The sequence below is a fragment of the Dapis purpurea BLCC-M126 genome (assembly GCF_050015975.1).
Classification (GTDB): domain Bacteria; phylum Cyanobacteriota; class Cyanobacteriia; order Cyanobacteriales; family Microcoleaceae; genus Trichodesmium.
On sequence record NZ_JBNHER010000019.1, the window covers coordinates 1 to 24861 of the forward strand.

Sequence of the window (24861 nt, forward strand, 5' to 3'; positions counted from 1 at the left end):
TTCATTGATGACTGCTGTTTTTCCGATTCCCGAAAAACCGGCGACTAGCATTATTAGAGTTGCACCTTCAGCAACTCTTGAGAACCCATCCAAGAGTTTTTGGACTTCTGTTTCTCGTCCATAGAGTTTTTCTGGGATAATGAAGCGATCGCATAAGTCTCGGCTACCTAGCTCAAATTGACTAATCTCTCCTGTGTCTTTGAATAGTTGTAAACATTTCTCTAGATCGTGTTTGAGACCCAAAGCACTCTGATAACGGTCTTCAGCATTTTTCGCCATCAATTTCAGTATAATATCTGACAATACTTGCGGAATTTCTTCTGTGTTGTCTAATGGAGTGGGCATTTGAGCAATATGACAATGGACTAATTCCATTGGATCATTGGTATCAAAGGGTAACTTTCCTGTTAGGAGTTCAAAAAATGTTACACCTAGAGAATAGAAATCTGTACGATAGTCAATTCCTCGGTTCATCCGTCCTGTTTGTTCTGGGGAAATGTAGGCGAGAGTTCCTTCTAGAATGTTAGGATTTATTAGTTGTTGTTGTTCTTTGGGCAGTAGAGTCGAGATGCTAAAGTCTATCAGTTGGACTTGCTTGGTTTGAGGATGTATGAGAATATTACTGGGTTTAATGTCTTTGTGGATGATACGTTGTACACTCAAATAGTGGAGAGCTTTTGCTAATTGAATGGCGATGTGAAGGAAATTGCTGAGGCTAGGGTCTGATTTAGGCCAATACTTAGAGAGGGCGATCGCTCCATTGTCTGGCATCACCAAGGCGTAACTATTACCGTAGCGTTCCAGGGCTAAAGGTTGTACAATAGCTGGATATTCTAGATTACAGGTGATCATGTATTGGTTACGAAATTGAACTAATTCATTGAAACTGGGGTGAGGGTTGCGTAAGACTTTAATAATTACTGGTTTCTTGTCGCAGTGCCTTTGGCCACTATAGACCAAAGTCCGTGTTCCTTGGTATAGGTTTTCGCCTAGGTAGTAGTTGAGGAGCTTTCCCATAGTAATTATACCATTTATAGTGGTTGTCAAACTGCATGGTGTTCTAGATCGTCAGTAATAATTTATTTGTTGCCAAAGGTAACAAATTCGTTGAACTTGAGGTAGGGGCTTGGTAGGACTTTAATGGCTACTGGTTCTCATTATGTAGTTTGTATAGATGTATAGACAAGGGTACAACTTCCAGAGTATATTTGCCTGTTTTCTTGATAACCTGCCAAGTTAAGCATCATTATTATTAGGAATAGAATTCAAGATAGAATTGATTTTTCCCTTGATTAATCTCAAGAAAAAAATATTTTTTTGTTAATTGTACCGTATATAGCGTTTCTCCGGCTAGTGAGATACACTTTTATCTTTTTCCCTATTGTCTATTTCTTGTTGCCTGTTGCCTATTTCTTGTTGCCTGTTGCCTATTTCTTGTTGCTTATTGGCTAGAATTTTGTACCTCACCAGTATAGGAATTGCTATATTTTGTTTTTTTGTCAAAAATCATTGCCAAAATTTGGAAGATTTACCAACGCTGAAAATTCCTTGAACTAAATCAGATTTTATGCTATTGGCAGTGTAATTTTCAAAATTGTACCTTCTCCGACTGTGGAATCACAGGTAATTCTACCACCATGTTTTTCTGTAATAATTTGATGAGCGATACTGCTAACGCAACGCTTCGCGAACGCCATGCCGAAACTTGTTTCCTTACCGAATTATTAATTATTAATTGTTAATTAAATAATTGTGGTTTAAAGCCTCCCCTTTTAAGTAGTATTGTTCACAGGGGTAGAGTTTGTTAGCTATTACCAACTTAAGCAACTACCCTAAAAGGGCGGGAATTAACCCACCCTCAAATCATCTACCTACCTATTTCCCAACACCAACAGGCATCCCCAAAATCTCCTCAATCTTTGGCATCTCCTCCAACGGTATCGTGCGACCTTCATCCTCAAAACCAGCAATTTGATCGAAATTCAAATACCGATACAAATCACCTGCAAATGGATCTACTTTCTCTTTCATAATCTCCAAATACTCATCCACACTAGGTATCCGCCCTAACAGCGCACATACCGCTGCCAACTCAGCAGAACCCAAATACACACGAGCGCCTTTACCCATACGATTATTAAAATTCCGTGTCGAAGTAGAGAACACAGTCACGCCATCTTTCACTCGCGCTTGATTTCCCATACACAAAGAACATCCAGGCATTTCTGTCCGCGCACCAGCAGCAGCAAACACACCATACATTCCCTCTTCACGCAACTGTTTCTCATCCATGCGAGTTGGTGGACATATCCACAAAACACCTTGCACTTTTCCCGCTCCTTCCAATACTTTCGCAGCAGCACGATAGTGACCAATATTTGTCATGCAGGAACCGATAAACACTTCATCAATTTTATCCCCCGCACATTCCGACATCAACTTAATGTTATCCGGATCATTGGGTGCCGCTACAATAGGTTCCTTGATTTCGTTCAAATCTACTTCAATAATTTCCGCATATTCTGCATCTGCATCCCCTGACATCAATTCTGGGTTTGCCAACCATTGTTCCATCTTGGCAACACGACGCATGACTGTTCGTGCATCTGAATAACCCCGCGCTACCATATTCTTTAACAAAGCAATATTAGAACGCAGATACTCAGAAATTGTCTCCGTACCTAATTTAATCGTCGAACCAGCACAGGAACGTTCTGCACTTGCATCCGTTAATTCAAACGCCTGCTCAACTTTTAAATCTGGCAAACCTTCCATTTCCAAGATGCGCCCTGAAAATATATTTTTCTTATTCTCCAACGCTACAGTTAACAACCCTTTTTGAATTGCCACATAAGGAATAGCATTCACAATATCCCGCAATGTTACGCCTGGTTGTAACTTACCTTTAAACCTCACCAACACAGATTCTGGCATATCTAATGGCATCAAACCCAAAGCTGCTGCAAACGCTACCAAACCAGAACCCGCAGGAAACGAAATTCCCAGAGGAAAACGGGTATGAGAGTCACCGCCAGTTCCTACCGTATCCGGTAACAACATCCGATTTAACCAAGAGTGAATAATTCCATCTCCCGGACGCAACGCTACCCCACCACGAGCAGAAAAGAAATCTGGTAACTGTTTGTGAGTCTTAATATCAACTGGTTTGGGATAAGCTGCTGTATGACAAAAACTCTGCATTACTAAGTCAGCGCTGAAACCAAGACAAGCGAGTTCTTTCATTTCATCTCGCGTCATTGGCCCGGTGGTATCCTGAGAACCTACTGTTGTCATCAATGGTTCGCAAGCTGTTCCCGGACGAATTCCTGGTAAACCGCAAGCTTTACCTACCATTTTCTGTGCCAAGCTGAAACCTTTACCTGTGTCTGCTGGCATTTGCGGACGGGTAAAGACAGTGCTGGTTTCTAATCCTAGAGCATTACGGGTTTTGTCAGTGAGGGTACGCCCAATTAATAGAGGAATGCGCCCCCCTGCTCGTACCTCATCCAGCATAGTTTCTGGTTTGAGGGTAAAGGTGGAAATTATTTCTCCTGCTTCATTGGTAATTTCTCCTTTGTAGGGATGAATAGTTATTACCATTCCTGTTTCCATTTTGGTAACATCGCATTCAATGGGTAATGCACCAGAGTCTTCAGCAGTGTTGAAGAAAATAGGAGCAATTTTTCCTCCTAGAATATAACCACCAGAGCGTTTATTGGGAATGAAAGGAATATCTTCTCCAATGTGCCATAACATGGAGTTACAGGCAGATTTCCGCGATGAACCTGTACCGACAACATCTCCAACGTAGGCAACTGGATGACCTTTTTGTTTTAATTCCGCAATTGTTTTTAACCCTTCTGGCATTTTTGACTCCAACATTACTAATGCGTGGAGTGGAATGTCAGGGCGAGTAGTGGCGTGGGGAGCAGGTGACAAGTCATCGGTATTGGTTTCCCCAGGAACTTTGAAAACTGTGACTTTTATGCTTTCTGGGAGTTGGGGGCGAGTGGTAAACCATTCTGCTGCTGCCCAAGAATCTACTACTTGTTTAGCGTAGGGGTTGGTTTCTGCCAATTCTATAACATCGTTGAAAGCGTCATAAACTAGTAGAATTTTGCTTAAAGCTTTAACTGCTGTGTTTGCTAATTCAGAATTTTCTGATTTGAGCAGCTCAATCAGAGATTGAACGTTGTATCCACCAACCATCGTGCCTAACAACTCCACTGCATAATTGGGAGTGATTAGAGGACTGCTAATTTCTCCTTTAGCAATACCTGTGAGAAATCCTGCTTTGACATAAGCTGCTTCATCTACTCCGGGTGGTACGCGATCGCTCAATAATCCCATCAACTTGTCTTCTGTTCCATTTGGTGGGTTTTTCAGGAGTTCACATAGTTCTGATGTTTGTTGAGCATCTAGTGGGAGGGGTGGGATACCCTGGTTTGCTCGTTGTTGTAGATGATTTTGATAGTTTTCTAACATTGTTTAGGTGTCCTCCAAGTTTATATTACTAATTCTACAGTTTACATATTTATGCTAAGGCCATTTTGACTCAATACTCTTACCCTTATGGAGAGTTAGGTTCACTAAAAAAAACAGTGGATTTCAATGCTTATAGTTTCTTAAACTTGACATCCTCTTACGAGACAGTGCTGGATGCCCTAACATACCTAACATAACTAATATGGGCTTTCTGCTGCCTCTTGCCTCCTGCGTAGGAGCTGCGCTTGTTCCTGACGGAATGCTCCGAATTCATGTCGGCTACAGCCGAAATATGTAGCGCAGCGAAACATAGCACTCGCCTTCCGAGATTTGCTCCCTTTCGGTTTTACAATCGCTCCAGATTAAGTCGCCAATCCGACGGCTCCCCCAGAGACTGCTAGCCCAGCAGCCTTCTTGGTAGGGTTTTCTTCCGTCTTGCCTCTTTCAGAGGAGCTAACGCCGACAGGGGTTCCCTCCGCAAAATATTTATACTTGCCTTAATGTCGCAGTCATGGTGAGTGCCACATTCTGGACAATCCCACTCCCTAATACTTAGAGGTAATTTTTATAGAATGTGCCTACAATTAGAGCAACGCTTAGAACTAGGAAAATATCGGTTAATTTAGTTAGTTTGTCAGTCTATAGAAGCCCTAAGCGGATCTATTTTTTTATACATGATGGGGGTGGGGAGGGTGGGGAGATGGCAGCCTAGATTCTACCTTTTTTCCCTATTTTATTTCTTAATCTCCTGACTCCTGAGCCAAAAACTCGCAACTTTGCCAAGATACGCTTAGGGATTCTATAACATCCTTGTAATTTTCAACTTCTGAATTCTCAACTCAGAATTCAGAGTCACTCATACTGCGTAACAAGATACGCTTAGGGCTTCTATATAACCCATTTGGGATCTATTGAAAAATATAGGGGTAGTAGGGGGACTTAGAGGAGTAGGTTTTTAACAAAGGGGTGATCAATGATTTTTATTCAGTATAAAATTTCAACAAAAATGTATTTTTTTATATAATAAATGGCTCAAAGCTTCTCCCTCTGCCCACACTTTCCATACTTCCTAAACTTCTTTTAAATTTAAATGTAAAAAACCTACTCTTGAGAGGAGTAGGAAATATGAGGGAAATGGGGTGTGTTTCAGTATTTTTAAACCTTTTTCTGCAAATGTTTCTTCCCACGAACAACTCCACACTTCAAAAATTTCATCGCTGGCAAAGATAATAAATCACTTCTATACAACTCTTTTAAACTTTTGTCTTTTAAGAAAAGACAACTAACTATAAATCGTCAAGTCAAGTAAAATCAATAAATCTTTATAAATCCTACTTAACAAAATTTACATTGTGTAGAAAAAATACTTTACAATATAATTATCTAACCCAGGTGCTAATTTGATGTTAGAAGTTTATAAATTTAACTTTTATGACTAGGGATCGTTATCTACGATAAATCATCTAAAAATTCTCTATTCATTAAAGTCAATAAAAAAATATCAAAAATACTAAAATAAATACATAAAATATCAAATAGAACATGGGAATAAAAAAATATATATAGTTTAAGTAAGCCATGAAAAAAATACAACAAAAGACTGAAAAACCATGGGAAACTATTGCTAAACTCATGCCAGTAGCAATAGTAATTAGCCGTGCAGTTGATGGTGTAATTCTATTCAGTAACGAATTATTTAGACTTAAATTTGGTATTCCTAATCAAAAATCAATCGGTCTTTCAATATCTAATGTTTACTCTAGTCCTGAAGAATATGAATTATTGCTTATAAATCTACATCAAGAAGGTTTGGTAAGCGGTCGCGAAGCACCGATGAAAAAAGCAGATGGCACATTATTCTGGGCCAATATCTCAATGTCTTCTATACAATTCAATGGGGAAACCGCAATACTATCCATATTTTCAGATATTTCAGAACACAGACTTACTCAAAAATCACTGCAAAGACAAGCTTTAACTTTTGAGAATCTCTACGATGGGGTAATTCTCACGGATGTTCAGGGTAATATCGTTGACTGGAACCCAGCAGCAACCAGAATGTTTGGGTACAGTAAAACTGAGGTATTGGGCAAGACTCCAGCCATTTTACACCAACCAGAAATATCTTCTACGTTAACACTGGAAATAATTGAAGGGATGAAGGCCAATGGTAAGTGGGTAGGAGAAATTAACTTCATTCGCAAAGATGGCAGTGAGGGTGTATGTGAAACAACGGTTGTACCAATGCTAGATAAATGTCATCAAATTGTTGGAACTATAGGAGTTAACCGAGATATCACTGAACAAAAACGGGCGCAAGACAATGAAAATAAACTCTTAGAGTCGCTGAAATATCGTGAACGTCTACAAGCATCAATCGCACTAATAGGACAAAGGGCACTGAAAACATCAAATATTTATAAACTAATCGATACAGCCGTTGCCATAGTTGCCAAAACTTTAAATGTAGAATTTACCAAAGTCCTGGAGTTATTGCCTGGCAATCATGCCTTTCTCCTTTGTGGGGGTGTAGGTTGGGCAGAGAAAGTAGGTAAAGCGACAGTTAGTGCTGGGACAAAATCCCACGCAGGTTATACTCTTTTAGCAAATCAGCCAGTCATTGTCAAAGATTTGTTTGTGGAAACACGCTTTCCTGGTTCGCCCTTGCTACATAATTACCAAATAGTTAGTGGTGCAACTGTAATCATATCTAACTTACAAATTAAAGAATCTCAATATACTAATTCCCATACCTCTCAAAAAGCTTGGGGTGTTTTGGGAGTTCATACTCAACAATATCGAGAGTTTACCCAAGATGATATTTACTTTCTCCAAGCGATTGCCAATATTCTAGCCACTGCCATTGAACGTCATACTAATGAGGAACGCTTGCAAGTAATGAAGCGGGCTATTGATAGTAGTAACAACGGTATTGTAATCACTGATGCTAGTCAGGCAGATAATCCCTTAATTTATCTTAATCCTAGTTTTGAGCGCATCACAGGTTATAAAGAAGAGGAGGTGATGGGTAAAAATTGTCGATTTTTACAAGGAAAATACAGAAATCAGCCTGCAATTTCTCAGATAAAAAAAGCCGTTTTACATGGTCAAGAATGTCATGTGATTTTGCGAAATGTGCGGAAAGATGGCACGGATTTCTGGAATGAACTATTTATTGCACCAGTTTATAATTCTCATAAACATTTAACAAATTTTATTGGAATTCTCACAGATATAACAGAAAGATTCCATTGGGAAGCAGAATTGTTTATCAAAACTAAAGCCTTAGAAAAATTTAGTTCTAGCTTAAAAGAATTGCATAGAATTGCCACCTGTAATCATAATAATATAGAAGAACTTTTTGCTGATTATCTCGAAGCTGGTTGTAAAATTTTAGGCACAGAAACTGGAGTAATTGGTGAAGTCAAAGGGGAATTATTTGTCATTAAATCTGTACAATCAAATCTGGATTATTTTTCAGCAGGAACGGTATTTAATTTATGCGATATTTTATGTCATAAAGTAGTTGTAGAAAAAAGAACAATTTTGAGGAGTGAATTAGAAGAATCAGAAGCCAAAGGTATGCCGATAAAATTATATATTGCCACTCCAATATTCGTAAATAATCAAGTTTATGGTACTTTATCCTTCTCATCTCCCCAAGCAAGAACAAAAGAATTTGAGTCTCACGAACAAGAAATTATTGAATTAATGGCTCAAAGTATAGGGAAATTTATCACAACTAATCAAGCTGAGGCAGCCCTCCGAGAAAGTGAAGAACGTTACCGTCGTTTGGTAGAAAATTCACCAGAAGCTATCGCCGTCAATTGTATGGAAAAATTTGTTTATATAAATTCTGCTGGAGCCAAATTACTTGGGGCAAATTCCTCTGAGGAAATTATCGGTCAATCACTTTGGAAATTCATTCCTCCAGACTATATAGAAATAGAAAAAAAGCGACTCAAACAAGTTCAACAACAAGGAAAACAAACACATTTACAAGAAGAAAAATTGATTAGACTAGATAGAAAAATAATAGATGTCGAAATAGTTGGAATACCTTATACTTATGATGGCAAGGCAGCAACGCAGATAATTATTAGAGATATCACCGAACGCAAACAAACACAAGCTAAACTTGTTTATGACGCAGTTCACGATGCACTGACAGGTTTACCAAATCGCTCCTTGTTTTTTGACCGACTAAGGCTAGCATTGCGTCGTTCTAGACAACACCCAGATTATCACTTTGCTGTTATATTTCTAGATTTAGATCGGTTTAAAGTAATTAACGACAGTTTGGGACATACTATAGGAGATCAACTATTAGTAGCTATCAGCAAGCGACTACAAAATTGTATCAAAGGTTCGGATACTCTGGCGAGATTAGGAGGAGACGAATTCACGATCTTAATAGAGTATCCACCTGATACTAACTATGCTACCAGAGTAGCTATGAAAATCAATCAAGAACTAGCAAATCCTGTATATATTGAAGGGCATGAAGTATTTACTACAGCTAGTATTGGTATTGTTGCCAGTCGTGGAAATTTTGTTGACCATACCGATGAAAATAAGCTTGAGATTTGTCCTATTTACAACAACCCGGAAGAGCTACTGCGAGATGCAGACATCGCTATGTATCGGGCTAAAGCTTTAGGTAAAGCAAGGTATGAGGTGTTTGACTTAACAATGCACAGCCAAGCTATATCCTTATTAGAGCTGGAAAACGATCTGCGACGGGCTGTAGAAATGATTAAACAAAATCCAGCTAATTCTCAATTTCGCTTAAATTATCAACCAATTATCTGTCTATTTACAGGTAAAATTACTGGTTTTGAAGCTTTGCTACGCTGGCATCATCCCACTAAAGGCTTGATTTCTCCAGATAAGTTTATCCCCATAGCAGAAGAAACAGGTTTAATTATTCCTCTAGGAATGTGGATATTGCGATCTGCTTGTCATCAATTAACTATTTGGCAGCAGGAATTTAACTGTCAATATGCAGAGTACAATGGGAAATTGGCAACAGACAAAATTTCAGAAATATCCCTGATCTCTGACTCTTTACCCTACAGACAAAATGGGAATGGTAAATGTCCTTCTACTTGCTCTACATATCATTATACTTGTCAATTTCCTGTCTCCAATTTAACCATGAGTGTCAATCTTTCTAGTAAGCAGCTCTCACAACCAAATTTAGCACAAGAAATTGAGGATATTTTACAAGAAACAAATTGTCAGCCTAATTCTTTGAAGCTAGAAATAACTGAAACTGTAATTATGGAAAATGTTTGTTCAGCAACTAAAATTTTGAGTAAACTGAAAAATCAAAATATTAGATTATCAATAGATGATTTTGGTACAGGTTATTCATCATTAAGTTATCTACACCAGTTTCCTATTAATACTCTGAAAATTGACCGTTCTTTTGTGAGTAAATTAGACTCGGATACGAGTGGTCAGCCATTAAAAATTGTCAGTGCAATTATTGCACTAGCTCATAATTTAGGCTTAGAAATAATTGCAGAAGGAATAGAAACTCAAGATCAAATGCAACAACTTAAAAAACTAAAATGTAATAAAGGACAAGGATATTGGTTTTCAAAACCATTGGAAAGTCACTACGCAACTGAGCTACTTCGTAATTTTAAATATCCAGTTTGATAGCTAATTAGTAGCTCTCTGAAGAAAGAATTGTGTCATATCATAGACATTTTGTAGATATTTGTTTACGATAGTTTATATTTTCAAGACTTAGTAAGTAATATCAAGTCTCATTAATTAGCCATAAGAAAAATGTTCTTCTCTGTCGAGATAATATTTTTTATAGCAGTTTTAATTAATATAGAGTACAGAGATTTGGGTTGAAAGGAAGAAGGAAGAAGGCTTTAGTTATCTAGGAGAGAAGGAAGAAATGTTGTAGTCTACCTTTGTGAAAACCGCTATAAATTTCCCTTTGTTGTCTACTCCCTAAATTTTTTATTGTGGTTATTCAAAGAAACATGATATAAATGATAAATTCTGACTTCTGCTATATCACCTTTATTTTTTTTCTTTTATAGTGTCTATCATCAGCATATTTCCCAATATTTGGCTCCAAGTTTTCCTAGTCGGAGCATGGTTAGGAATTATTTTACTCCTTGCCGAAGCACTTAACCGTTTTGCCAAAATAGATCCAGAGATGTCGCGAAAGGTCGTTCATATTGGCACAGGTAATGTAATTTTATTAGCTTGGTGGTTGGAAATTCCAGCCTGGATAGGTATTACTGCGGGAATTATCTCAGCAGCGATCGCCCTTATTTCCTACCGACTACCTATTCTTCCTAGTGTTAATAGTGTGGGGCGCAAAAGTTTAGGAACATTTTTCTATGCAGTTAGTATTGGTATTCTCATTGGTTGGTTTTGGTATATCCAACAACCTCAATATGCTGCCCTTGGTATTTTAATTATGGCTTGGGGTGATGGGTTAGCTGCTGTTATTGGTCAAAATTTTGGCAAACATCCCTATCAAGTCTGGGGAATGAACAAAAGTTGGGAAGGTTCCCTAGCAATGTGTTTGGTTAGCTATACTATTTGTTGTTTAATTTTATTGGCTGTGCAAGGCAATATTTGGCAAACTTGGGTAGTCGCTATTCCAGTGGCGTTTGCTGCTACTTTATTAGAGACATTATCAAAAGTTGGTCTGGATAATTTGACTGTACCATTGGGTAGTGCTGCTCTTTGCTTTGTACTAAATCAATTTTTTTGAGATTATTCTTTTCATGATAGGTTTATACTGTTAAACCCACCCCTAGAATTTTTTAATGTTTAATTAGGGCTTGCTGAAAAAGTCTTATGCTTATGGGTAAGGGTAGGAGTCGGGAGACAGGAGACAGGAGACAAGAGAAACAGGGAATGAGCGAGGAGGTAGTCAGAAGAATTATCCCTTGATTTTTCAGCCATGAGTCAACCTAAAATCCTAACTTTTTGAGCTCCCTAAAACGAAAACATTGTACTTTTTCCAGACCTGAAAAGGCTGAATTTTTTATCTATAAAGGCTTTGATGTTTAATCAGCAAACCCGACATATTTATTCCCATCTACTTCGATTTTCCTTCTTTAATATTAGCAACAAATTTACCCCATCTTTGCTGAGAGATGGGGTTTTAAACTATTAACTATTTCTTGGTTTTGTTGGTATTAAGTAGACAGACTTATATTCTTTATCTGATAGTCGAGTTCCTCTGGAAGACGCACGCTCCTTGCAAGGAATGTTTACTTCAATCAGTCTTCTAAAGCTTAGTATTAGAGTAGGTTTTTCTACTAACAATACAGATGATGGAAAGAATCGATCAACTACTACTAATTTAGAACTGTACCACTGAGTTTTATACTCAAGCTCTCTTAACCGCTTGATACTAGGTAATTTTATTGAGGTCGTGACTGAAAAACAATAGTGCGCGAGGCAATTAATGGGGGCGTTAAGATTAGTAATAAGATTACTCTAAATCTTCCAAATTACTCCAAGCTAACAACTAATCTGCCCAACTAGGTCCTTGATAAGGGTCTCCTTCAAAAGGTTGTACTCCAATTACTGGATACATATCATCACTAGGACCAAAAATGCGACGAATTGCTTCTGCGATGTAAACAATGGTGTATTCAATAGATTTGAAAATATTCATAAATCCCACCTCTTTTTTGTTATTCAAACTTTTTTCCTTGACTCTTTTAGAGACTAGGTAATCTTATTGAGGTCGTGACTGAAAAACGATAGTGCGCAAGGCAATTAATAGGGACTTAAGTTCGGATTAATCTGAATCTTCCAAATTACTCCAAGCTAACAACTAATCTGCCCAACTAGGTCCTTGATAAGGGTCTCCTTCAAAAGGTTGTACTCCAATTACTGGATACATATCATCACTAGGACCAAAAATGCGACGAATTGCTTCTGCGATGTAAACAATGGTGTATTCAATAGATTTGAAAATATTCATAAATCCCACCTCTTTTTTGTTGTTCAAACTTTTTTTCTTTACACTTTTACTTTAGCTCGTTCTTACCTTACTTGCCTGTAGTTGTAACATTTGTTTGAAGCTCGTATTATTTTGTAATTATTTCTTACAGGGATCAAGGTAAAATGTGAATATTTTAGGGTTTATTTTTACAATAATTTACTTTAAAGCTGTATTTTTGCTTGATTTATCCCTCTTTAACCCTAGATTAATACTCACGAAAATGCCCATATTAACTTTAATTTGTAGTATAGCACATTTACTCAATAAAATCATGTTTGAATAATTTAGTTATAAACAAAATATTGACGTTCCTAAATAAAGGTATCATATTCAGCAGCGACGTTACTAATGCGTGGGTATGATTTGTATTTGTTGGGAATTACTAAACTATTGAATAACAAATACTTGAGATTATTCAGTTTTTATTGTCATATCTTGATTCAGCAACGATAAAAATCTCACACCTGAATCTTTACGCAGTGAGAAAGATTTGATATTTATTTACCGAATAATTAAGGTATAAAGCCTCTCCTTTAAAGGAGAAACGAGAAAAAATTTTCCCTACCGCGTCAATCCTCTTCCTTTTAGGGAGAGGTAATTATCAATTATTCATTATCAATTATCAATTATTGAAGATTTGCAGTATGATTATCTTAAATATGTAGCAATCTGATATCAGTGGTGAGATGTAGAATTTTAGACAACAACTTCGTAAGTCAATAACTAACAAATTAAAAAGGAAGAAACTTTATCTTATGAATATGAGAAACACTATATTCTAGACTTTTAGGAAACAGTAAAATTTACACATCTGATTCCTGATTACTATAGATAAAATGTTGTACTGGAACTATGATAGTTAAGGTAGAGAAAAGTATAAAATAAATAATAATATTAAGTAATCAGAGATTAAAAAGCAATTATGAGTCAAGATGCTACACCCAATGATGCTATTCTTAAAGACCTGGAAATGCAATGGAAAGATCATCACCATATGAGAGACCAGACATGGAAAACTCTAACAAATTCTTTGTTGCTATTCCTTGGGGTGGTGGGGCTTGAATTAAAGGGAATTGATAATACAGTAATGATACTAAGTTATATTCTAGTATCATTACTGTATTATTTGGTTTTTTGTTTCCTTGCATCATAGATTACGGCAAAAAGAAAAATTTGCATACATTAGAAAATATCAAGATATTTTGGGTCTTACGCTAATCAAAAAACCAATACAAGATAAACTAAGGCCAACTAAAGTTTATGAGAAATTTGTAGGAGCGATAAATACTGGCATCTTTATTGCTATCATACATATGATTCTCGCTATCATCGCAATAGCTCTGTTATTATTCCACTTTTTCAGTTAAATTATATATTCTTGTTGATTAGGTAAAAGTTATTAATTAATATAAAAAGGTGCATTAATAACGCACCTTTTTAATTATTAATTAACTCTTACTAACTGTTTTTTAGCTTTCTCAGATGTAATAGGCGCACTTAACGCTTCATTGAGTTCAGCACAACCTAATTTTTCTTCTAAAATAGCCATAACTTCACGACCAAAATCATTAGGATTTCTTTGCCAAGCTTCTAAACAAACTTCACCGAAAAACGCACCTAAAGGTTCTGGATTCCATAACAACTTCCTTGCTGTCCAAGGCATTAAACTCATAGGGTCATATCCAGGTTTTAAGATGTTTTTTTCAAAAGCATAATCTTCTAAATGAGTATGAGGTTGTAACCCTATAAAGAAGATAGCAGGTTCTACTTTATCCGCTCCAAAAATTTTCTCTAGTTCCCGATGATAAGCAATAGTTTGCCTAATTGTTTCATAAGTTTCATCAATTACATTAAATGAGTAATTAACTGAAACTAAATCATTAAAACCAGCAGCTTTTAAATCCCGACAATTTTCCAATACTACCCGCAAGTTATAACCCATTCGCATTTTCCGGACAAGCTCTTGGGAACCACTGGTAATACCAATCTCAAAATAATTCATCCCAGTTTTTGCCATTAACTCGCACAACTGGGGAGTAAGATTATCTGCACGAATATATGCTGCCCAATGAATATCATCCATCCCTGCATCAAGAATTTTTTGTAATAACTCCACAGCATCATCAATATACTTCCGAGCAGGAATAAACTGAGCATCAGTAAACCAGAAATTACGAATGCCACGCTTGTATAGTTGCTTCATTTCTGCAACTACTTCATCCGCAGGATTAATCCGGACTTGTTTACCCTCAATAACTGTATATACGCAGTAACAACAATTATGGGGACAACCACGTTTTGTTTGTACCCCGATATAGAAGTCTTGGTCTTGAAGGTAATATACAAATTCTGGCCAGATACTATTGATGTAGTCATAGTCACAGGCAGTTTTCTCAATGGGAGGTGGTGCTTCGTGAATCAAGCGATCGCGTGGTGATGTTTCTCCTACCACATAGCATCGTTGATCCCTAAAATCTTCTGCTCGAATTAGTCTTTCTAATAAGACCTCTCCTTCTCCCACGGATACAATAGTACCAGCGGGTAAGCTACGACCCAGTTGTTCATAAAATACACTTACTGCTCCACCACCAACTACTGCACGAGTTTCTGGTCGATACATTTTGGCCCTTTTTAGAGCCTGTTTAATTAGTCCGACGTTACGCCAAAGTTCTGTGTAATAGGAAACAGCTAACCGCAAGCCTCCCACTGCACCCCTAAGTTTAATTAGAGGGTTTTTGGCGTAGTAAAACTCAAAAGCATTTTGCAGAGGGTTGCCTCCACGACCTCCGACAGGTGCATATATCTGAATATCTCTCCAGGAGAAGACTAATAGGTTTGGTTTGAACTTATCGATACAATTATCCAAAGCTGTTCCGTAGTCTAGAGGTGGTACTGCCCCTAGGTCAAATATCCTTTGTTCTACTTCTGGGAATAGTTTGTGGACATGATCTGCTAAATAAACTACTCCGATAGGGAAAATGGGATTGCATGGGAGACGGACATAAAGAACTTTGTTTTCCATAGTGTCTTTGTAATAGTTTTGTAAATCGTTTTTTAAGAAAGATTGCCAGTATGTCGGACTTATTTAATTTTAAGCTTTAATTTTATTAAAATTTTGATACGCAATCTTAATAAAAGTAAATTAGCTTGTATTTACAGCTGGACCCAGTTTGAATTAAAATTTCCTGTATAATCTGATGCTATAGCACAAATTTCAAAAAAAGTTAAAAATTTGCGATAATATTAATAGTTTATTAAAAAAGCTTTAAGACCTTATTAAGATTTATATTGACGATGTGATAAGAAACCTAAAACTCGGTATTCGAGATTACAACTAACTGGGATCGGTTAGTGTTAATTTGTTAATATAACTAAATTTGTATAAGGCAAAAACTTTTGAAAGAGTAACTATGGCACAAATTCTTGATCCCTTACCATCTAACAGTTCAAATCAAATTCTCTGCTGCTACGTTAATGCTACAAGTCAAATCCAGATAGCTAAAATTAGTAATGTACCCAATTGGTATTTTGAAAGAGTTGTTTTTCCAGGGCAACGCTTAGTATTTGAAGCAGTTATCGGTGCTTGCATGGAGATTCACACAGGAATGGTGGCCAGTTCTATCTTATCAGATACAATACCTTGCGATCGCCTACAAATAAATGAAGGCCCTTATTCTTCAATTCCTAAAACTGAACAGTCTGTAGTAAAATCAGTGACTTTACCTCAAAGACGAAATTCTCCTTCAAAGCCAACAGCAGTTTTGAGTGCAGTAGATTAATTAATTTAGGCTCAAGGGAGTAAAATTAAAACTCTGAGGATAAATCAACTTAAATTATAATCATCATTTATTTCTTCCATAAGGAAAAAATAAATTAATATTCTGGATGATTAATACTCCCACAAAATGTAGTCATTTTTGTATTTTGTATTCAAAAGGATCTTATAGAGGAAATGAGTCGTAGATCATTTCCTCTATATTTTCTGCAAAATTTTTGGATGTTAATCTTATCTAATCCAAGTCTTTGACTCAACAATTTTGTATTTGGATTAGAACTGTATTTGAAAATTACTTTGACAATTTCTCTGATTGAAATATTGTTATTTTTAATTTTCTCTTTGACTGATTTAAGCCAATTTTTAGATGTACCTTTCGATTCTTATTTTATACATAGAATTTATCCAATTCTGACATTCCAATTTCTTCATCTAGATTGACTAAACCTACAGCGACTTCTTCCACATATTCAATCGCTAAAATGTTTTAATTGTACTTGCAAAAATCATCATTATATCTGACTTTCAATCAGCAATTATTCTATTATTTCTCACAAATTTGATTGAGGATTTATCATAATTTTCTTAGATAAAATTTTAAACTAATTCTTTAAATTAGGTTTGAAGCAATAGACTTATAGATATACCTAAAAGCAAAACTACTCTAATTAAAATCCCTATTCCTAAATATATCAAAATTATCTAAGCTTGATTCATTAATTGATAATGAATAATGGATAATTACCTATTTAACAATTTTTTGTTTTCGGCTGTCGTGTACATGAATGTATGACAAAGGGAAAACTTTCCATAATTATCCATTATTAGGAGAGGCTTTAAACTGGATTGATTAATTACAAATCATTGGTAAAAAAGGCAGGATTTTAATGCCTCTTTGACTAAAAATTCTGAAATTTTATTCCTCCTAACTCCTGACTCGCTGATCTTCAGTCCTAATTAGGAGCCTAACTCTTTGTAGCCAAAATTTATCAAATAGGTATAATTTTATTATGTTTAATTAACCAGGCTTAGTATGATTGAAAATCAACACTCAGAAACGTTTATATTTAGAATTTCTCCTCTGATTAAATTAACCCTTTTAAGTTTGTATATTGCATTGACTGTACCTTTGCCTTTTTTATCTGAAGCCACAAATGCACCAGTACCTCCTGTTATTTTAGCAATAGGACTAACACTAGGAGCAATAGCATTATACGCAGCTCTAACAGAACGAGTCATAATTAATGACAAAGGAATTCAAGTATCCTATCCAGGTTGGGTACCAGACCTATTTCGCAAAGGTTGGTACTTACCTTGGGCAGAAATAAAAGCTCTTAAACCTAGGAGTACTGGTCAAGGTGGTCTAGTATACTATTTTGTGAATAATTCTGGAGAAGGTTATTTATTGCCCATGCGAGTAGTGGGTTTTGCCAAGTTGGTACGAATAGTAGAGGCAAAGACAGGTATAGATACAACTGATGTACGTCCTTTATCACAACCTTGGATGTATTTGATTTTATTCACTTGTACCATACTGTTACTACTAGTAGATGCTTGGACTATTTCTAACGCGATCGCTATTTCCTAGCTAAAAAATGCAACAGCAGCACTCTCAACTATATTTAGACCAAGTTAGTTTAACTACCCCAGTTAGCTCCCAGTATTTACTCAAAGATATTTCTTTTGCTGTAGAAAAAGGTGCTAAGGTTGCTGTAGTAGGTACCTCTGGAGCTGGTAAGACATCTTTGTTACGACTATTAAATAAATTAAATTCTCCTACTTCTGGTTATATCTATTTAGATAACCAGGAGTACGGCAAAATTCCTGTAATTCAACTCCGAAAAGAAGTGACAATGGTATTACAGGAGTCAAAACTTTTGGGAATGTCAGTAGCAGAAGCGATCGCTTATCCTTTAAAACTTAGAGGAATCAGACAACCGGAAATTCAGCGAAGGTGGGAATATTGGATACAGCAGTTAAATATTCCTGAATCTTGGTTATCCAGGTCAGAATTACAACTTTCAATGGGGCAAAAACAGTTAGTAGCTATCGCTCGTGCTGCTGTAATTCAACCTAAAATTCTTTTATTGGACGAACCTACCTCAGCTCTGGATGTTGGTACTGCTAGTCGAGTTATGCAGGTATTAGCAACATTAGCAGAAAGTGAAGTAACAGTAATTATGGTTACTCATCAAATAGATTTGGCTCAACAGTTTTGTACAAAGCTACTACATCTAGAACAAGGAGAATTAATTCAAGATTCCCTCAGTAGTAAAGTTGATTGGGTTAAGTTACGCCATCGTATCATTCAAGCACAAGCTCAAGAAACTGAAGAATGGAGTTAGTTTAACAAAAATGTCGCTAGAAGTCCCCACCTAAAAAGGCATTGCATATTTGCAGGATGAATTAGTGTGGGAAGTGTGAGGAGCGTTACATATTTGCGTTCTGGAATTATAGTTTTAGAGAAAGAGGAAGTAAAAGATAGGATTTACCTTTTCTGCAAAGATTCATCCCTTAGTTCAGCAACGTCCCTAAAAATACTATCAGGACACCCTGATATGAAGTGGGTATGAATGCCGACCAAAATATATAAAACATCGGCTTGATTTTAGTTGGTGCTGAGAATCCCCAACTATAAATTTAACTTCTGACTTCTGACTTCTAAGTTCTAACTTCTTCAAGCTGTTGTAACTTCTTGGGATTGTTTGTAACTTTTTTGATAATTATTCTTCCATTTATCCATAGTTAATATTTCTCGATTAAATCTATAACCGACATTTCTAACTGTCTGAATTACACTAGGTTGGCGGGGGTCAATTTCAATTTTTTTCCGTAGGGATAGTACATGAGTGTCTATAGTACGAGGATTATCTATAGAATCTGGCCATCCTCTATGTAGTAATTCTGAACGAGTAAGGGGTATTCCTTCTGCTTGAGCTAGAACATAAAGGAGACTAAATTCTTGTGGAGTTAAATCAATCAGATTACCCTTTAATATAACTCTACGGTGTACCAAATCAATGATCAAGTCACCATAATCTAAGCTAATGGGTGGAGTACAACTAATAGTTCTGCGACGACGTAGTAGTGCTTCTACCCTTGCCATAAATTCTTGCATACCAAAAGGTTTACAGAGATAGTCATCTGCTCCTGACTTTAAGCCTGCTACAACATCTGCTTCAGTTCTGCGTGAGGATAGCATCAAAATTAAGCACTGTTGCTGTTGCTGCAGCCACTGGCAAAATTCTAGACTATTTCCATCTGGTAGGTCAGTTTCCAGAATTACCAGATTTGGGCAATGAGTGTATATTAATTTTTTGGCATGATCGACATTTGCTGACTGATTTACCAAATGCTTTGCTTGCTGTAAATGCCAACCAAGTAGGGAGCGCAGATGCGGATTCCCTTCCACGATTAATATACAAGCATCTCCCACTTAAAATAACTTCCTATATATATTTTCTTTATAATTACCTTCTACCAAGTTAACATAGATTACTGTTGCATTTTTGTAACATCTGTTACTCTGACTGAAAAATTCTGTATAAAAGGCTTCTCTAGGAAACTGCCCAACCTATTGGGGATTTTTTTAAATTTTATCTCAATTTGATTGAATAATTTTACTAATAAGCTTGAGTGATTTTAAAGATTTTACCCATCATACCTCTTTGACTAAAAATCAACCCTCAAGTTTGTCACCGAGAAACAAAAATAGCTTCGTTAAAAACAAACAACAAATAATCAAAGTGTGTGATAACTACAATAATTTATAACTAAATGTTGATAATTTTTTTCTTCTAAATTTTGACTCCTGAGTATTTACTCTCACCAATTTATAACAAAGTTTTGTCTAATTATTATTGTATACAGACTTACTATTATATCACAGATTTTATATTTTTCCAAGTCGAGATTTTGAGATTTTTTGCTAAAATCAACGGAATATAAGAGAAATATATTGTAGACAGAAGAAAAACTGTGTATAAATCTATTTATAACTCTACTATAGATTTGAAAAGCTTCCGGAAATTGTTTTAAAATAGAAGTAGTTAAACATCAGTAGTATAAAAAATGCCCATGTATAAGTGTTTTTGTAATTTGTAATACCAACTTAATATTTGGTTCAGACTAATCTCAAAAACAGATAGTACAAGTTGCATTAAAAAGAAAATAACATTAACCTAAAAATAGGTTCTAATAAAAAATATAACCATTAATCCAGAGAAGACAAAGGCAATGTTAACTGACGCTCTAACAATCCGCCACTATCAAAAACTAACCGACGCCCTCGTCGAAATGTGGAATCGTGGTTATCGCTATGAAGAGATGCGTATCTATTTAGATGGTTACCTAGCATCCTTGAGAATCTCTAAGGCGATCGAACCATTTTTAATTAATAGACTGGAGGAAGAAACGACTCGTTATATATACGACCCTTCAAATTTTGAAATGCCATTACAAACTCAAGCTGAAGTAGATTATTACTAAATTACAGCTCTAGCTAAGTAGAATAGTTGAGATAAAAAATGAAGGGCATTATTACATACCCTTCATTTTTTATATTTTTAGAGTTACAAATGCCTAGATATCTAGGAGGCTAAAGCAACTTCTACCTTTTCCTGTAGTTCTTGTTTATTGTACATTTCAATCACTACATCAGAGCCTCCGATAAATTCGCCACTAATATAAAGTTGGGGAATTGTAGGCCAGCTAGAATATTCCTTTATCCCTTGACGAATTTCTGGATCTTCTAGCACATCGCAAGTTTCATAGGTTGCTCCTAATTGATTCAATATTTGTACCACATTGTTAGAGAAACCACATTGAGGCATCAGTTTATTACCCTTCATAAAAACCATAATTTTATTCTGAGTAACTAAGTTATCGATTTTTGCTTTTAATTCTGGAGTTAGAGTCATGGCTATTTCCTCAAATAGATGGTCATAGAAGCGTTTCCTTAAGGAATGCTCCGCAAACAGCATTCACTATTTAGCTAACCCTAATGTATGGTTAATATGCTTAAGTGATAGGCGATCGCTTTTTGATTTATAGATACTATTAATTTGCCTGATGTTTGATGGCAAATTATGAGAATTAATTAATTATGGCTAATGTAGCCAAATAATCCTGTTTGATTTGTAACCCAAAAGCAAAAATTAAGCAGTTTGCCCTGCTGCTTTCCACTCTTCAGGAGTATAGGTTTTCAAAGCCAAAGCATGAATTGCTTCAGTGGCCATAGGTTCTTGTACGGCAGCGTAAACCATTTGATGTTGTTTCACGAGAGTTTTTCCCTCAAATTCAGAAGAAACAACAATAGCCTGTAAATGGTCGCCACCACCTGTTAAATCTTGTACTTCTACCTGAGCATCTGGTAACTTAGCTTTAATCATTAACTCAACTTGCTCTAGATTCATAATTCTTCCTCTGGGAAAATACTGACATTCTACATTTTAATTAAGAGATTGGGGTGAGCCAGGAGATTGGCCATCTCCAGAGGATCTAGGATAGGGAATATCCACAAACCCTAACTCTAGTAACTGCTGGTAAGCTTTTTTTCCTAAATCGCGAGTGGGTTGCTGAGAACTAATAATTTGAACCAGTAATGGTACTGCTAATTCTGGTTGGTTTTGCGCCCGGTGGACCAGGGCTAACTGATAAGTAGCTTGGTCTCTCATCTGGGCAGTGTTCAAAGCTTTAGTCCGTTGGTCATCCGCTAAACGATTATCAATACCAGAAAAACTAGCAGCTAGTTGGGTATGAAAATTAGAAAGTTGATTAAATATTTGACGAGCTTCTTGTAGTTTCTGGTTAGCTAAAGCATAGTCCTCCGAAGCAATGGCATTGTCAGCTTCACTCATTAAACGTTGTCCACCCTGAAGACTGAGAAGACTATTCTGTGGATCTAAAGGACGAGCATTTTCAGGTTGGGTAGGTTGTATTGGTTGAACTGGGATAGGAGAAGAATTTTCTGACTCTATATTCTCCTCAGATTGAGCATTAAGTGGTTGTTGTAAAAGTGTTAAAGCTGCCATAATCGGGACAGTTAAGCCGAATGTGGAGTAAACAAAACGAATAGATTTAGTCAATACCATAATTATTTTAGTCGGTTTGTATAAATAAAAAACTATTTTTCAAATATACTATCATTATTTTTAAAGATATATATTTGATAAGTTATATCTATAAAAATGATGGTAGTTGCCACAAATGGGGTTGAAATTCTACAAGGGAATTGAGAATTTGATGGGCAGAATGAAATAAGTTTTTATCCATGTCGGGATCGGGTACAACAACTACAGACATTCCTGCCGTTAAGGCAGCTTCCATTCCTGCTAAAGAATCTTCAAATACTAGACAATTTTCTGGGGAAACATCTAATCTTTCAGCAGCTATTAAGAAAATATCTGGCGCTGGTTTTCCATGTTTAAGATTGGGGTCATCTCCTACAACAATATAATCAAATAATTGGAACCATTCTTGATGATTTTTTGTTTTTAAATTAAATGGTTCACGGGAAGAACTGGTGGCTACAGCTTGAGGAATTTTATTTTGATATAAATGTTGGGTAAGGTGAACTGCACCTGGCATTGGTTTTGCTTCAGGAAAGCGTTGATATGTGAGGGTATTTCTTTGTTGAAGATAATTTTCGGGAGTGACAGGTAGTTCTAATAGTTCTACAATTTTTCTTGCAGAATCGATAGATTTTCTGCCAGTAATTTTACATTTAATATGTTTGTCGAAAATTTTGCCGTAACGGCTTGTAACTTCTTGGTTTACTTGAGCATGAATTGATTCTGTATCTAAAAGTAAACCGTCTAGGTCGTAGATAATATGGGTGATTTTTGGGAAATTATTCATTTTTTTTAGGGAGTAGGGAGTAGTAATTTAGGGTTGCTGAAACTGAATATGAAAAAATCCAAAATTTACTTTTTTATCCCCTTTAAAGTTTGATAAAGGGGGGATTTACTTTCTAGCTATGACTATAATTAAAGGAAAAAGAGGACTTAGAAGACAAGGGATAAAAAAGCAATTTTCATGGTTGGATTAAATGCTTGCTTCATCGATAACTAAACTTTTATAAGTTTAAGTTTTCCGGTTTTTGTACTTCCTTGTCTACTTTTCTCCCAAGTCTACCAGGTCTTCCTCTATTTTCCCTTTATTGTCAAAAACTTATCCTTGTGAAGGATAGAAGCTGGATTTAATTTATTATTTCTAGTCAATTCAAGCAAAATTTATTATTCATAGTATTAGCAATATTACTAATAATAATACTTTGATAGATTATTTGAGTAAAGTATTTTAAATCAGGGGTTTTCATGCCAACAACTTTAGCTTGGTCATCCCAAATTCTTAATTGTACTGCATCTTCTGCATAGGGTTGCTGAATAAATTCGTCTGCAGCATCAGGAGAAAATGCTCCACCTTGTAATTCTAAACTTCGTTGAGAAGCTGGTGATAAAGTTGCAAAATAGTTAGGTTTTGTTGCACAAAGATAACGTTTAGCTTCAACATGAAGGCGAATTGGTTCTGTTATAGATTCCCCAAATAAATGTTTTAAATACTTGATACTACGATATTCATGATGGTCATTAATACCTTTTTTTGCTGCATCTTCTCCTAGGTTATGAACTAGATGTCCGAAGTCGTGAAATAAGCAAGCTACAATTAGTTCATTACTAGCACTTCCTAATTCTGCTAAAGTCGCACATTGGAGAGCATGTTTTAGTTGACTAATAGGTTCTTGACCATATTGGGAATGACCTTTGAAGGATAAAATGTTGAGGATTGTCTCGAGATCTAGTTTCATCTTAATTTTGTGTTCGGGAGTTATTGAAGAAAATTAGTTTTCAGGAGTTAATTTAGCAGATTTACTGCTTCTTTTTGTGACGGCAAATCAAAATTATACCGTGATTTTTTAGTTGTTTTTTACAGTTCATTTAGTAATACCATTTCTCTATGAAGTTGCACTTAATAAAAGATAATAGCTGTCAGTAAAATTCAGGTTTTATCAGAATTATTAAGTGCATTGTTACAGAGAAATTGTATAGTTTGATTTTAATTGATGATTCACTAAACTATTGCGTAATAGTTTTTAGATTTTAGATAAAGTTGGTAGGGTCGTGATAGTCCTACGCACCGCTACGCGTTTTCCTGTGGAATGCTGTGCAAACATGTCTCGCAGCGAAACGCTTAAAACACTAAGCAAATAGGAGGCGGACATTTATAAATGCTCAAACTCCATCAGAGATTACTTCTAACTTCTAACTTCTGATCTGCCTTTTTATTTATTGTTGCTGTTTTTCCTAGACAGAATTATCAGAATCAGATGCTGTTCCTTTTGATTAGTAATACCAATTTGATAAATATTTGCTACAAATAGCTAGGGAACTTTTTAGGACTCAGGAATCAGGAGTCAGGAGTTGTATGGGAATAGCTTCTATATCATTTTTTAACTGGTAAATCATATTTTTTGCCAAAGTTAAATCTCCTGTAAAATCTTTTTCTTGACCTTACTATTCGTAACATTATTTTTTCAAATTGGTATAACAGGTTCCTCTTTCAGTTCAATAGCGGGGTGAGTTTCAATAATTAATAATTATTA

20 protein-coding genes are annotated in these 24861 nt (G+C 35.9%); 6 read left to right on the top strand and 14 right to left on the bottom strand.

Features of this window, described 5'->3' with window-relative positions:
• The 5 genes from ACP6PL_RS02870 to ACP6PL_RS02890 all read right to left on the bottom strand — a co-directional run.
• On the bottom strand, positions 1 to 1017 hold a 1017-nt coding region (locus tag ACP6PL_RS02870; protein ID WP_426542338.1), incomplete at its 3' end, for a protein kinase domain-containing protein.
• Between the two features lie 333 nt (positions 1018 to 1350).
• A complete protein-coding gene (locus ACP6PL_RS02875) occupies positions 1351 to 1503 on the bottom strand; it encodes a hypothetical protein (RefSeq protein ID WP_426542340.1) in 153 nt (50 codons plus the stop codon).
• Between the two features lie 62 nt (positions 1504 to 1565).
• On the bottom strand, positions 1566 to 1697 hold the full coding sequence (locus ACP6PL_RS02880; protein ID WP_426542342.1) for a hypothetical protein: 132 nt from the start codon (positions 1695 to 1697) through the stop codon (positions 1566 to 1568).
• Between the two features lie 178 nt (positions 1698 to 1875).
• A complete protein-coding gene (gene acnB / locus ACP6PL_RS02885; RefSeq protein WP_426542344.1) occupies positions 1876 to 4485 on the bottom strand; it encodes a bifunctional aconitate hydratase 2/2-methylisocitrate dehydratase in 2610 nt (869 codons plus the stop codon).
• A 397-nt stretch (positions 4486 to 4882) separates the two neighbouring features.
• A complete protein-coding gene (locus ACP6PL_RS02890) occupies positions 4883 to 5035 on the bottom strand; it encodes a zinc ribbon domain-containing protein (protein ID WP_426542396.1) in 153 nt (50 codons plus the stop codon).
• A gap of 1028 nt (positions 5036 to 6063) precedes the next feature.
• Between ACP6PL_RS02890 and ACP6PL_RS02895 the strand changes: the two genes are divergently transcribed.
• Together ACP6PL_RS02895 and ACP6PL_RS02900 are read left to right on the top strand one after the other, a co-directional pair.
• Positions 6064 to 10152, top strand: a complete 4089-nt coding sequence (locus tag ACP6PL_RS02895; RefSeq protein WP_426542346.1) for a PAS domain S-box protein — start codon at positions 6064 to 6066, stop codon at positions 10150 to 10152.
• 397 nt (positions 10153 to 10549) lie between these two features.
• Positions 10550 to 11236, top strand: coding sequence for a diacylglycerol/polyprenol kinase family protein (locus ACP6PL_RS02900; RefSeq protein ID WP_426542348.1), 687 nt, complete (start codon positions 10550 to 10552; stop codon positions 11234 to 11236).
• Between the two features lie 765 nt (positions 11237 to 12001).
• Here the strand turns inward: ACP6PL_RS02900 and ACP6PL_RS02905 are convergent.
• From ACP6PL_RS02905 to ACP6PL_RS02915, 3 genes are all read right to left on the bottom strand, one after another.
• Complete coding sequence (locus ACP6PL_RS02905) at positions 12002 to 12151, bottom strand: hypothetical protein (protein WP_426542350.1); 150 nt, start codon at positions 12149 to 12151, stop codon at positions 12002 to 12004.
• A 162-nt stretch (positions 12152 to 12313) separates the two neighbouring features.
• Positions 12314 to 12463, bottom strand: a complete 150-nt coding sequence (locus ACP6PL_RS02910; RefSeq protein WP_426542350.1) for a hypothetical protein — start codon at positions 12461 to 12463, stop codon at positions 12314 to 12316.
• Between the two features lie 1465 nt (positions 12464 to 13928).
• Entirely contained in the window at positions 13929 to 15506 is a 1578-nt protein-coding gene (locus ACP6PL_RS02915) for a photosystem II high light acclimation radical SAM protein (protein ID WP_426542352.1), read from the bottom strand.
• Positions 15507 to 15894: 388 nt separating this feature from the next.
• On the opposite strand from ACP6PL_RS02915, the gene ACP6PL_RS02920 reads away from it, so the two are divergent.
• The 3 genes from ACP6PL_RS02920 to ACP6PL_RS02930 all read left to right on the top strand — a co-directional run bounded on the left by ACP6PL_RS02920 (position 15895) and on the right by ACP6PL_RS02930 (position 18604).
• A complete protein-coding gene (locus ACP6PL_RS02920; RefSeq protein ID WP_426542354.1) occupies positions 15895 to 16263 on the top strand; it encodes a DUF1830 domain-containing protein in 369 nt (122 codons plus the stop codon).
• Between the two features lie 1029 nt (positions 16264 to 17292).
• Positions 17293 to 17847: a hypothetical protein gene (locus ACP6PL_RS02925; protein WP_426542356.1), complete on the top strand. Its 555-nt coding sequence runs from the start codon at positions 17293 to 17295 to the stop codon at positions 17845 to 17847.
• A gap of 7 nt (positions 17848 to 17854) precedes the next feature.
• On the top strand, positions 17855 to 18604 hold the full coding sequence (locus ACP6PL_RS02930) for an ABC transporter ATP-binding protein (RefSeq protein WP_426542358.1): 750 nt from the start codon (positions 17855 to 17857) through the stop codon (positions 18602 to 18604).
• A gap of 332 nt (positions 18605 to 18936) precedes the next feature.
• Here the strand turns inward: ACP6PL_RS02930 and ACP6PL_RS02935 are convergent, their stop codons facing one another.
• Positions 18937 to 19695, bottom strand: a complete 759-nt coding sequence (locus ACP6PL_RS02935) for a response regulator transcription factor (RefSeq protein ID WP_426542360.1) — start codon at positions 19693 to 19695, stop codon at positions 18937 to 18939.
• A gap of 800 nt (positions 19696 to 20495) precedes the next feature.
• Here ACP6PL_RS02935 and ACP6PL_RS02940 point away from each other — a divergent pair.
• Positions 20496 to 20747: a DUF6761 family protein gene (locus ACP6PL_RS02940; protein WP_426542362.1), complete on the top strand. Its 252-nt coding sequence runs from the start codon at positions 20496 to 20498 to the stop codon at positions 20745 to 20747.
• 101 nt (positions 20748 to 20848) lie between these two features.
• On the opposite strand, the gene grxD is transcribed toward ACP6PL_RS02940, so the two are convergent.
• From grxD to ACP6PL_RS02965, 5 genes are all read right to left on the bottom strand, one after another.
• Positions 20849 to 21178, bottom strand: a complete 330-nt coding sequence (gene grxD / locus ACP6PL_RS02945; protein WP_426542364.1) for a Grx4 family monothiol glutaredoxin — start codon at positions 21176 to 21178, stop codon at positions 20849 to 20851.
• A 237-nt stretch (positions 21179 to 21415) separates the two neighbouring features.
• Positions 21416 to 21676, bottom strand: a complete 261-nt coding sequence (locus ACP6PL_RS02950) for a BolA family protein (RefSeq protein ID WP_426542398.1) — start codon at positions 21674 to 21676, stop codon at positions 21416 to 21418.
• A 33-nt stretch (positions 21677 to 21709) separates the two neighbouring features.
• Positions 21710 to 22351 carry a hypothetical protein gene (locus ACP6PL_RS02955; RefSeq protein WP_426542366.1) on the bottom strand — a complete coding sequence of 214 codons (642 nt, stop codon included), beginning with the start codon at positions 22349 to 22351 and terminating at the stop codon, positions 21710 to 21712.
• Between the two features lie 88 nt (positions 22352 to 22439).
• Positions 22440 to 23117, bottom strand: a complete 678-nt coding sequence (locus ACP6PL_RS02960) for an HAD-IA family hydrolase (RefSeq protein WP_426542368.1) — start codon at positions 23115 to 23117, stop codon at positions 22440 to 22442.
• Positions 23118 to 23475: 358 nt separating this feature from the next.
• Positions 23476 to 24066: a phosphonate degradation HD-domain oxygenase gene (locus tag ACP6PL_RS02965; RefSeq protein ID WP_426542370.1), complete on the bottom strand. Its 591-nt coding sequence runs from the start codon at positions 24064 to 24066 to the stop codon at positions 23476 to 23478.
• Positions 24067 to 24861: the final 795 nt, after the last annotated feature.